The sequence below is a fragment of the Actinomadura bangladeshensis genome (assembly GCF_004348335.1).
Classification (GTDB): domain Bacteria; phylum Actinomycetota; class Actinomycetes; order Streptosporangiales; family Streptosporangiaceae; genus Spirillospora; species Spirillospora bangladeshensis.
The window spans coordinates 1-11,779 of the sequence record NZ_SMJW01000065.1 but is presented as its reverse complement, the minus strand read 5'-3'; the positions used below and the strand labels follow the sequence as shown (position 1 = coordinate 11,779).

Annotated in this window: 7 protein-coding genes; 5 read left to right on the top strand and 2 right to left on the bottom strand. The window is 70.8% G+C overall.

The genetic code is table 11. The features are described from left to right. Position 1: 1 nt before the first annotated feature. The 4 genes from E1284_RS15225 (at position 2) to E1284_RS15210 (ending at position 6,614) form a co-directional block, all read left to right on the top strand. Positions 2-1,612 (top strand): hypothetical protein, encoded by a 1,611-nt coding sequence (locus tag E1284_RS15225; RefSeq protein ID WP_131939733.1) that lies wholly within the window; start codon positions 2-4, stop codon positions 1,610-1,612. Between the two features lie 89 nt (positions 1,613-1,701). Further along, positions 1,702-4,005, top strand: a complete 2,304-nt coding sequence (locus tag E1284_RS15220; RefSeq protein ID WP_131939732.1) for a hypothetical protein — start codon at positions 1,702-1,704, stop codon at positions 4,003-4,005. Further along, entirely contained in the window at positions 4,002-6,113 is a 2,112-nt protein-coding gene (locus tag E1284_RS15215; protein WP_131939731.1) for a hypothetical protein, read from the top strand. The genes E1284_RS15220 and E1284_RS15215 overlap by 4 nt, the downstream gene beginning before the upstream one ends. 138 nt (positions 6,114-6,251) lie before the next feature. Next, positions 6,252-6,614, top strand: a complete 363-nt coding sequence (locus tag E1284_RS15210) for a hypothetical protein (RefSeq protein WP_131939730.1) — start codon at positions 6,252-6,254, stop codon at positions 6,612-6,614. A 4-nt stretch (positions 6,615-6,618) separates the two neighbouring features. Here the strand turns inward: E1284_RS15210 and E1284_RS15205 are convergent, their stop codons facing one another. Next, positions 6,619-7,554, bottom strand: a complete 936-nt coding sequence (locus E1284_RS15205) for a hypothetical protein (RefSeq protein WP_131939729.1) — start codon at positions 7,552-7,554, stop codon at positions 6,619-6,621. Continuing rightward, positions 7,551-8,120: an RNA polymerase sigma factor gene (locus tag E1284_RS15200; RefSeq protein ID WP_243714489.1), complete on the bottom strand. Its 570-nt coding sequence runs from the start codon at positions 8,118-8,120 to the stop codon at positions 7,551-7,553. Before E1284_RS15200 ends, E1284_RS15205 begins: the two co-directional genes overlap by 4 nt. A gap of 155 nt (positions 8,121-8,275) precedes the next feature. On the opposite strand from E1284_RS15200, the gene E1284_RS15195 reads away from it, so the two are divergent. Then, positions 8,276-11,779, top strand: a 3,504-nt coding sequence (locus E1284_RS15195) for a WD40 repeat domain-containing protein (protein WP_131939728.1), incomplete at its 3' end; no start/stop codon positions are given.

Here is an 11,779-nt window from a genome sequence, read left to right as displayed (position 1 = left end):
CATGTTCGAGATCCGCCGCGGCGTCCTGCAGCCGTCCCGGCCCCCGAATGCAGGCGAGCAATTGTTCCTGTGCTGGCCGGTGCTCGTCTACAAGGTCACCGCGCCGGTCATCAAGGTTCGCCATCTCAACATCATCGAGAAGGTCGTGTTGGCACTGTGCCAGGGCGGTGCGCGGCATCCGCCCGACATCGCCGCGCGCATCCACCAGGACGTGGAGCTGTGCGCCCATGTCGTGAGAGGGCTGCGTGAGGCCGGGAAGCTCGACAAGAGCAACGTGCCGACCAAGGCCGGACTGGAGACGCTCCGCACCAGCAGGGTGGGAGAGGAACCCGAGTTGGTCGTCACCCACGTCTTCCAGGACCCCGCGACCAAGCGCATGTGGCCGAGGACCACCGATGGGCTGACCTACCAGCAGGTCCGGCGCGTCGATGGGGAACAGGCTCGCCTGCGCCTGAACACCGCGGGTGAGGCGCGGTGGGTGACGGCTCATGTTCTGGACTGCCCGGTCGCCCCCGGGACCGTCCGGCCACCGACCGCGCAGGAGATCATCGAGGCCGTGGGCGCGCACCGGCAGGCGGCGCTCGCGCACCGCGCCGCCCGCTTCGCCGACGCCCGCGGACACCGGCAGCCGGCCGCCCACCTCGCCGAGGAGGATCTGCAGGCGCTCACCACGGAGCTGACCCTCACCTCCGACCCGGCTGTGCACCGGGTGCTCGACATCGGTCGGCCGATGGAGGAGTACCTGCTGGTGTGGCTACATGGGAAGGACACCGAGACAGGCGGATGGAGGACCGCAGATCCCTTCGGGCTGGACCCGAACCCGCTGGTGCAGCGACTACTGTCCGAACGCGTCAAGGACGATGCGGGCGTGGCGGAACGGGTCGTGAGATTCGCCGAGTCGACGGAAGAGCGGCAGCGAGCTGCCTATCGGGTCGCAGGGGCCGGAGTCCGGGCGAACGCGGAACGAAGGCTCGTGCAGACGCTCGGGCAGGAACTGCGCAGGCGCCCGCAGGCGCTCGGGCTTCTCGTGGACCTGGAGGATTCTGCGGCGCGCGGCGGCGAGGCCGGCATCGAGAGCGTCGCCCGTACGGCTTACCGGCTCTACGAGCACCTTTTCCGCCTGCTGGTGGACGAATATCCGGTGCCCGCCGAACCGAGTTGGGACGGCGGTGCGGCTCCGGCACCGTCCGCTGTCGTCAAGGCCGCGCTTCAGACCGCGGCGGAGAAGCTCGGGTTCAGCTCGCTGCCGGGCAGATTCCTCGGCGGCAGGCTGCTGGACGATGTCCGCAGGTATCCGGGGCGAATCCGTGCGGGTCGAGAAGCCGTGGACACCAGCAGGGCGTTCGTTAACGGCCTCGTCGGCTACCTGCTCGTGGCCGCGGCGGACCCTGCGAGCCCGCACTGCGGCCACCACCCGCTATGTGACCTCGCCGAACGGCGTCCCACCCTGCCGGCCGATCTGGTGCAGCTTGGGGACCTGCGCAATCGCGGCTCGCATGCCGAGCGGGACGCCACGGTCGAGGGCGATGTCGAATGGTGCCGCTCGCTCGCCCTGGAGGCCGCACGGCTCCTTGTCGCCCTCCCCGCGCCCACCAACGAGAGGAACGGATAGAGATGCCGAACAAACGCAATAGGAGCGCGAAGGGTCAGCCTGCCGGCAAATCGAAGGCCGGGGGTCGCGCGGCGGGGGCCTCAGTGTCCGTGGACGAGCTGGTTCAGAAGGCGGCGGAAGTACTGACGGCGGAGCAGGCGACTCACGTTGAGGAGCCGGACGAGAGTGCCGTGGACGAGGCCGAGCCGGCGCCGTCCGGAACAGGGGTGACCGGCAAGATCGATGCCGATCGCCTGCGGACCGCCATCGCCCAGGCCGAACGCGCGCGGACGCTGGCTGAGCGGCGCGAGACCCAGCTGGCCACCGCGAAAGCCGAGCTGGAAAAGAAGTACCAGGTGCGGCATCAGCAACTGGAACAGCGTGCTGAGCAACTGGCCGAGAAGCGTAGCGCCCATGCTGCGGAGGTCGCCGAATTCGAGCAGCGCAAGGCGGCACTGAGCGAACGGGAGAAGTCGGTCGCCGAGCGCGCGGGGCAGGTTCTCCAGCAGGAGGAGGAGGCCAAGGGCGGTTTCGCGGAGATGCGGCACGAGCAGCTGGCGCGCCTTCGCCGTGAGATGGACGAGCGCAGGTCGGCCTTCGACCGTGAGCTGGAGGAGCGCGAGAAGCGCGCTGCTGAACGGTTCGCGGCCACTGAGGACGATCTCTCGTCGCGCGAGCGGGCGCTTGCGGAGCGGGTCGCCGAGCTGGAGAAGACGCGGCGCGAACTTGAGCGGATGCGGCGTCACGCCACCGCCAGGGAAGAGTTCCTGGACCAGCAGGTGGCCGACGGCATCAAAAGCCGGCGGCGGGAGTGGCGGGCCCAGCTGGAGGCGGCCGAGCAGGAGATCCTGGAATGGCGGCAGCGGTACGAGAAGATCAAGGAACTCGCGCAGGTCAGGGCGGAGAAGCTCGCCGAGCAGGAGACCGCCACGCTCGAATTCGGTGAGCTCACGGCTACGGAGGTCATGGCAGAGCTGAACCGGCTGCGTGCGCGCAATGCCGAACTCCACGCGGCCGCAGCCGCCCACCCCGTCAGCGAACGGGAACGGGTTCAGGAGATCGAGTCCCGCAACCATGATCTGGTGCTCGAACGGGAGAGACTCGTCCGGGAGAACGCTGAATTGCGACGCCGGTCCGAGACGGCGAAGATATCGGCGATCGAGCGCGAGAACTCGCGCATGATCAATCAGGCATTGGAAAGCCTTAACAAGACCCTCTCGAATGAGATCCATCAGCAGACTCTGAAGCTGCAGGAGTTGCAGGCCGACTCGCAGAACAGCTCACCCTTCCCGTCCTGCGCCGGCATGGACGAGAATGAGCACTTCGCCCGTCGGCCGGAGCTGAGCCGGACGCGCATCGAGCTGCGAACGCTCATCGGCCGCATTCGCGCGCGGATGGCGGCGGACCTGAACCTCTACTACTCCGAGGCCGACCTGCGCTGCTTCGTTGCGGGACTGGCGGCGAGTCGGCTTCATCTGCTGCAGGGCATCAGCGGCATCGGCAAGACGAGGCTGCCGCAGGCGTTCGCGCGCGTAATGGGGGCGGGGTGCGACCTCGTCGCCGTCGCGGCGGAATGGCGCAGCCCGCAAGATCTGATGGGCTACTACAACCCGTTCGAACGCAAATTCTACGAGACCGGCTTCACCCAGGCCCTCTATAAGGCACAACTCCCCCTGTTCAAGGACAAGCCGTTCTTCGTCATCCTCGATGAAATGAACCTGTCACATCCGGAACAGTACTTCAGCGATCTGCTCTCGGCCTTGGAAAGCAAGGCGGGCGACCCCTCGGAACCGGCGCGACTGCAACTGATGACGGCCAAAGTCGAACCCGCACCGGCCTTGCTCCACGACGGCCGTTTCCTAGAGCTGCCGGACAACGTCTGGTTCATCGGTACCGCCAACAACGATGAGACGACGGTCCGGTTCGCCCCAAAGACCTATGACCGGGCCCATGTCCTGGAACTGCCCGCCAGGCCGGTGGCCTTCGACCCGGGAGCGGGCGGTGCCGAGCCCGTCGAACCCATGTCGATGAGGAGCCTCGACGCGGCGTTCGACGAGGCGGTGCGGCACCACGGGAGCGAGACCGACCGGGTGCTCGGCTTCTTCGATCGGGAGCTGGGAGACCGGCTGCGCGACGACTTCGGGTCCGCGTGGGGCCCCCGGCTGCGGCGCCAAGCGGAGCGGCTCGTCCCGGTCACCGTTGCCGCGGGCGGTACCGCGGGGGAGGCAGCCGACCACCTGCTCGCAACCAAGATCCTTCGTTCGCTCTCGGGTCGGTTCGAGATACAGCCGACCCAGTTGCGGGCACTTGAGGAACAGATCATCGCGAGCTGGGGGAGGACGTTCCCGGACACACGGCCGGAGAAGTCGGTGCGCGCCCTACGGGCCGAGCTGAAGTCGAGGGGGATCTCTTGAGCGACCATCCCCTCATGTGGGATCGGCTCACCGGCCAGGTGGTCCCCCTCCGCGACCCATCGGTTCAGTTGGGCCGTTACCAGATTCCTGAAGGACAGCGTGGCTACAGCGTCGGCACCGTCAACGCAGAACCGGGAGCGTATCTTGTCGGGGCTGAGGGGCGATGGGCCCTGCGGCACGACGGTGTTCGATGGTGGTCCGGAGATTTCGGAGGCCCTCCCCTTCCGGCGGCGGTCATCATGGAGAGCGTCAGAACGATTTCCCGTCGGCTGCGTGAACTCGAAACAGCTGGCGCCTCCCTGGAACAACTCGCAGCCGTTCCGCCGATGATCGATCGTGTCGCGGACCGGTTGCGCCCCCATCCGCTGGAAAAGCGGCTACACGCCGAGTTCGCGCACTTGCGAAAAGTGTGTATTGCTCCGCACACACGCCTTCGCGCCGAAGATGTCCTCGTCCCGGTCAGTCGAGCGCGCAGCATCACCTGGCGAACGGTCACCCACCTGGCTGGGCACAGTGAGACCTGGGCCGCGCGCCGTCTGCACGGTGTGGAGCCGGCCAAGCTGCTCACCCCCGTCCGGGTTCCCGACCACGATCTCTATGAGAATCGTGTGATCGCGACCCTCGTGGACCGGTTGTGGAAGCACCTTTTGACTCGCATCGCCGAGGTCGACTCGATCGATGGCCTGGTGGGACAGGCGCGGGTCCTGCTGGAGGAGATCGGGCAACGCCATGGCCACCGTGAGAAGCAGCGCCTCTATCAGTTCGTCGCCGATCTGCTGGAGAAGGACGATCTCCAGCAACGCATCGAGGAGCTCCGCGGAGATCTCCTGTCGTTGCGCGATGCCTTCGCCCCGTTGCTCACTTCGGAACTGCGAACCGGAGTCCGAGGGCCCTACACAGGCCCTCCTCAGTTGCGTCCGACCAACCTATGGGACAACGATATCGACTATCGGCATTGCCGACGGCTCTGGCAAGCGGAGATCAAGTCGCGTCAGAGCGCGGAGACCGAACCCGATGAAGCCCTCGCCCAGTGGTGCGGTGACTTCGCTCGGTACGTCCTTCTGTTGTCTTTGCGCGCTTTGAGACAGCTCGGCCTCGAGGGAGAACGTGCTCCCGAGGGAGGCTTTCAGTACCGGCATGCGGGGCAAGTCGTTGCTCTCGAACCAAACGGCGACGACACCATCGTGCTACGGGTCGGTGGGGTGCCGATCTTGCGGATCGTGCCGTTGCCTCATGCACTGACAGGTGCTACTGATGACAACGCGGGCCTGATACGAGCGCTCGACACCCTCAGGGGCGGCGACGACGAGGCGCGGGCCGTCGTCTATCCCGGCGAGGCTGCCGAGCGCACGAGGCTGCCGGGCTCACTCCGCCTACGAGTCCACACGTCGAGCGGGATGGGAAGCCATCCGGCCATGGTGCCCGTCAGCCCGTCCGACCTCGGCAGTGTCAGCCGTATGGCCAGGTTGCTTCGCAACGCGATCGATGGTCACATTCTCCTCTCGTATCCGGTGCGCGTAACGTGCCGGGTGCCGCAAGCCGAGATCCTCGCCCGGCATTTCACCTGGATCAGATGGGAAGCGGGGCAGGTGGTCGTCGCCGGCCTGCCGCAAGAGTACGACCTGGAGAAATTGCCAACGAAACTGAGCAACCTCCGGACCCGCACGGACACGGCCCGGCGGCACGGCGATAACAAGCAGGAGTTGGAGAAGCTGCGTACTGACTTGTCCGACGCGATCCAGACGGTCGCAAGTCTCGCCTACTGCCCGATATGCCATCGCAAAGCCTCGGAGCGAGCTTTCACGGCGCGGGACGGCGACACCTACCGTTGCTCATGCCAGTGCGGCGCGGTTTGGGAGACTCGGCGCTGCCTATCATGTTCCCAGCCCTATGCAGTCCTGGCCGCGCCGGGCCTCGCCGAACAGGTCGGAGGCGACGGAGACCGACTCGACATGATCTTCTCGCAGGACCTTCTCGCGGCGCCGTGCTGGACACGGTCCAGTAGTTACATCTGTCCTTCCTGTGGTTCCTGCCCGGAGAGGGGATCGGAGCCGGCAAGTCGCACGTGTGAACGCTGCGGCGATCTCCCCCGAACTTCTGATCAATAGGTGACCGGTCCGCTGCACCGCCACGAAAGGGGGCGGTGACCGTTGTCGTGTCGCAGGATGTGTCAAGTCTCGGCGGCCCTCTTCGGATTACCTCAGAGGTAATCGATTCGCGCCGGCGGGTTTGGCAGGGTCGGCGGTATGGAACGCGCACTGGAGATGTTGGCGGGCGGCCGGGTCGCCTGGGGGACGCTGGCGCTCGCGGCGCCCGGCCTCAACCTGAAGCTGGCGGGCATGGGCTCCCGGGACACCCCCGAGCTCCGTTACCTCATCCGCGTTTTCGGCAGCCGCGCTGTCGCGCTCGGCGCTGGCTACCTGATGAGCGACCCGGCGACGCGGCGCCGGTGGTGGCGGCTCTGCCTGCTGGTGGACGCGTGCGACACCGCCGCGGGCCTGGTCCACCTGGCCCGCGGCGACGTCCCGCGCGGCTCGATAGCCGCCCTGGTCGCGATCACCGGCACCTACGCGGCCCTCGACACCCTCGCCCTCAGCCAGGGCGATTGAACCGTCAGCGAGGCAGGCCCTGGCCGGGGAGAGCCGGGGCCGGTGCGGGCTGCTCCTTGGGGGTGCTGCCCACGAAGAGGAGGACCTGGTTCTCGGCCCACGGCACCGCGTCGTGGACGTACCACGACTCCGGGACTTGGCCCGGGGTCAGGGCCTTGCTCTCGTTTCCGACCTCGTGGCGGTACTCGGGCACTGAGACATGGCGCTTCTTCAGGGCGGCCAGTACCTCGCCCACGCGGTGGCCGCGGAAGGTCATGCCGTGCATCGCCTCGCCCGGCGCCGTGACCGGGGCGCTGCTGGAGTACTGCTCGCCCGGACGGGCGGCGCGGGCGAAGACGATCTCGGCGGTGCCCTCGTAGTCGGTGCGGATGCGGACGCCGACCGGGCAGACGTCGCCTCCGCCGCCGGTCTCGCACTCGCCCTTGGCGGTGATGGTCCTGACGTCGTTCGGCTTCGTGCCGCCGCTCGTGTCCATCATGACCACGGTGCCGACGATGGACGGCGATCCCGGGACGAGGGAGAGCTTGACCTTGAGGCCGTGCTGGGCGAACTCCTCCTTGTAGCGCTGCGGGTCGGCGAGGGGGTCGCGGACCTTCACGTCGATGTGGTCGCCCTTGCGCGTGAACGACAGCGCCGCCACGAGCGAGACGTTCGGGCTCGGCTGGGTGGTGACGGCGGCCGGTGGACGCTGCGGTTCGCCGTCCGAGGCGAGGACGGCCACCGCGACGGCGGTGCAGGCCAGGCCCGCCGTGGCGAGGGGGAGGCCGACGGTCAGCAGCGGGGTGCGCCGCCTGCGGGACGCCGCCGGGGCCGGGTCGGCGGTGGTCGCGGTGATGCGGTCGGCCAGGCGGGCGGCGGCGTCGGGCGGCAGCAGGCCGGCGGCGCGCTCGTCGGTGACGGTGGCCAGCGCGCCGATCATGGGGTCGATGTCGCGGTTCATGCGGGTTCTCCGTTCGGGGTTCGGGCGGTGGTCGGCAGGACGGGCGCCTCGGCGCGGTGCAGCGCGCGGGCGAAGCGGCGGCGGGCGCGGTGCACGCGGATCCGCACGGCGTTGCGGGAGCAGCCGAGGACGGTCGCGATCTCGCCGTGGTCCAGCCCCTCCCAGCCGACCAGGGACAGCAGTTCCCGGTCGCGGTCCGGCAGGCTCCGGAACGCGGCGGCGACGTGCGCCATGTCGCCGGCCTCCCGGACGGCCGGCGCGTCCCGGAGCAGGGAGCCGAGGTCGGCGGCCAGCGCGGAGCGGCGGCGCTCGCCCCGGTGGTGGTTGGCGAGCACCCGGCGCGCCACCCCGTACAGCCACAGCCGCGCCTGCTCGCCCGGCGGGACGTCGTCGAGCCGCCGCCACGCCGTCAGGAACGTCTCGGCGAGGACGTCGGCGGCGTCCTGCGGGTCGCTGGTCCGGCGCAGCGCGTAGCCGAGGATCTGGGCGCGGTGGGCCGCGTAGACCTCCTCGAAGCGCCGCCGCCGGTCGCCGGGTGGATGGGGGTCCTCCAAGGTGGACGGCAAGCCTTCTCCTCTCCTCGCGCGCCATGGGCGCGGTGAACTGGCCTAACACACTCCACATGTCCGGAAAGGGGGCGGCATTTCGTCCGGCCGTTCACAGGCCGGAATGGAGGGGCCCATAGCATGGACGGCGGTCCGCGGGATTCGGAGGATGGTGCATGCGTCGTCGGCAGGGGCCGGTATTTCCCGGGTATCTGATGATCCTGCTGGTGGCGCTGCTCGGGCTGGCATTGCAGGTTTCGCCACAAACCACTCATGTAGTTCAAAAATGGGCACTTCCCGTCATCATCCTGTGCATGCTGCTGATCCCGCTCGTCCTCGCGTGGGAGAAGGGGCAGGAGCGGCGGAGCCTGGCCCGGCCGGCGTGGGCGTCCGCCGCCGGCCGGTCGCCGTACCCGGGCCTGGACGCCTTCACCGAGGAGGACGACGGCGTCTTCTTCGGACGCGACGCCGAGATCCAGGAGCTGATCGAGCGGCTGCGGCCGGGCGGCGAGCCGCGGTCGATCGCGGTGACCGGTCCGTCCGGGGTCGGGAAGTCGTCGCTGCTGTACGCCGGGCTGCTGCCCCGCCTCCACCAGCAGCGGCGCTGGGTGGTGCTGCCGCCGCTGACCCCCGAGGACGACCCGTTCGCCGGCCTCGCCTACCGGCTCGCCGACGCCCTCGGCGAGCCCGACGCCGAGGAGATCGCGGACCGGCTGCGCGACGCGCCCGCCGAGCTGGGCCGGCACGTCGGCGCGCTCCGGCGGGGACGGCGGAACCGGTCGGCGCTGATCGTCGTCGACCAGGCCGAGGAGCTGCTGACGCTCACATCGGACGGCGACCGCGACGCCTTCCTGCGCATGCTCCAGGACGCGCTGGACGCCGACACCAGGCTGTGGGTCGTGTTCGTGTTCCGCGCCGAGTTCCTCACCGCGTTCCTGAGCGGCGCGTCCGCCGGGCTGTTCCGCCATCCGTTCACGGTCTCCGCGCTCGACCGGGAGGCGCTGCGGACGGTGATCCGGGAGCCGGCGCGCCGGGCGGGCATCACGTTCGAGCCGCCGGAGCTGGTCGCGCAGATGGCCGACGACACCGGCGACGGGACGGCGCTGCCGCTGCTCGCCTACCTGCTCCACGAGCTGTACCTGCGCGTCGGACGGGACGGCGTCGCCACCGCCGAGGACTACCGCCGGACCGGCGGCGTGGACGGCGCGCTCACCCGCCGCGCCGACCGCGTCCTGCGGGAACTGGAGACCCTCGACCCGGCGCCGCCCGTCCTGGAGACGCTGCTGAAGTTCGTCAAGTTCACCGAGGGGCGCCCGACGCGGCGCAGAGTGCCCGCGACCGAGCTGGACGACGCGGCCCGGCGGGTCGTGGACGCGTTCGTCCGCGAGCGGCTGTGCACCAGCGGCGAGGACGGCGACCAGGCGGTGTTCGACGTCTCGCACGAGGCGCTGTTCTCCGCGTGGGCGCCGCTGCGGCAGACGATCGCGCTGCACGCCGAGACGCTCCGCCGGCTCGCCGACCTGGCGCAGTGGGCCGCCGAATGGGACCGCTACGGCCGCCAGGAGGCGTACCTCCTGCGCGGCGAGCGCCTCGCCGCCGCTCGCAAGTGGCTCGCCGAGGCCGACGGCCTCGCCGCCGCCGAACCGCTCGTCACCGAGTTCGTCGAGATCTCGCACCGCTCCGACGGCGTCGCGATGCGGCGGCTCGCCGACTCCATCGCCCGGCAGGCGCTCACCGTCTTCCGGACCGACCCCGAGCACAGCCTGCTGCTCGCCCTCGCCGCGCACGAGGAGTGCGCCCCGACGCCGCTGGCCCGCCGCGCGCTGTCGTCGGCGCTCGCGGTGTCGCGGGTGCGGGGCGTCCTGCGCGGCCACCAGGACCGGATCTGGTCGGTGGCCTGGTCGCCGGACGGCGCGCGGGTGGCGACGGCGTCCTCGGACCGGACGGTCCGCATCTGGGATGCGGCCGGCGGCGAGGTCGCGGTGCTGCGCGGGCACGAGGCCCCGGTCGTGTCGATCGCCTGGTCGCCGGACGGCCTGCGGCTCGCGTCGGCGTCCGACGACGGCACCGTCCGCGTGTGGGACGCCGCCGCCCACGCCCGGACCGGCCTCCTGCGCGGCCACCGCGACATGGTGTGGGGCGTGACCTGGTCGCCGGACGGCCACCGCCTCGCCTCCGCGTCCCGCGACGGCGACGTGAAGATCTGGGACGCCGAGTCCGGGGCGGCCGAGGCCACGCTGAGCGGCCACGGGGGATGGGTCCGCGACGTGGCCTGGTCGCCCGACGGCACCCGCCTGGCCAGCGCGTCCGACGACCACACGATCCGGATCTGGGACGCGGCGGCGGGCCTGACGGTCGTCGTGCTGGAAGGCCACGACGACACCGTCCGCACGGCCGCCTGGTCACCGGACGGCACCCGCCTGGCCAGCGGCTCCTACGACCGGACGGCGCGCGTGTGGGACGTGGCGACCGGCAGGTCCGCGCCGGTGCTGACCGGGCACGGCGACATCGTGTGGGGCGTCGCCTGGTCGCCGGACGGCGCCCGCCTCGCCACCGCGTCCCATGACCGGACCATCCGGCTGTGGTCCGCCGCGGAGGGCACCGAGCTGGCGGTGTTCCGCGGGCACGGGGAGGCGCTGCGCGCGGTGGCCTGGTCGCCGGACGGCGCCCGCCTCGCCAGCGGGTCCAACGACCGGACCGTCCGGTTCTGGGACGCCGACCGCGCCGCCGAGCTCGCGGTGCTGCGCGGCCACGAGCGCGCCGTGTCGGCGGTCGACTGGTCGGCGGGCGGGATCGTCTCCGCCTCCCACGACGGAACCGCCCGGATCTGGGCCGACGGCGGCCCGCGCGTCCTGCGCGGGCACACCGACGAGATCTGGGACGTGGCCTGGTCGCCCGACGGCACCCGCCTCGCGACGGCCTCCCGCGACCGCACCGTGCGCGTCTGGACGGCGGACGGCGCGCAGGAGAGCGTCCTGTCCGAGCACGCCGACCGCGTGCGGGCGGTGGCGTGGTCGCCGGACGGCACCCGGCTGGCCAGCGCGTCCGACGACCGCACGATCCGGCTCCAGGACCGCGACGGCTCCGCGCCGCTCGTCCTGCGCGGCCACGAGGACACCGTCCGCGCCGTCTCCTGGTCACCGGACGGCGAGCGGATCGCCTCCGGGTCGCAGGACGGCGCGGTCCTCATCTGGGAGCCGCGGACGGGCCTGCGCGTCACGGCGCTGACCGTGCCGCAGGGCGCCGTCAGGGCCGTGGCCTGGTCGCCGGACGGCGCGCACATCGCGGCCCTCTCCGGCGACCGCGGGGTCCGGGTGTGGGACGCGGCGGAGGGGACGGAGGTGTCCGTCCTGTCCGGGCACGACGGCTGGCTCTGGTCGCTCGCGTGGTCGCCGGGCGGCCGGGTCCTCGCGACCGCGTCCGGTGACCGGACCGTCCGGCTGTGGGACGCGCTGACCGGCAGGGAGCTGTGCGTCGCGGCCGTCCACGACGACCTCATCTGGGATGTGAGCTGGTCGCCGGACGGCACCCGCATCGCCACCGCCTCCGGCGACCGCACCGTCCGCACCTGGGAGGCCGTCACCGACGGCGCCGCCCTGGTCGAGCGCGCCCGCACCCGCGTCTTCCGCGACCTGACCGCCGAAGAGCGCACCACCCTCATGATCCCGTCCCCCCGCCCC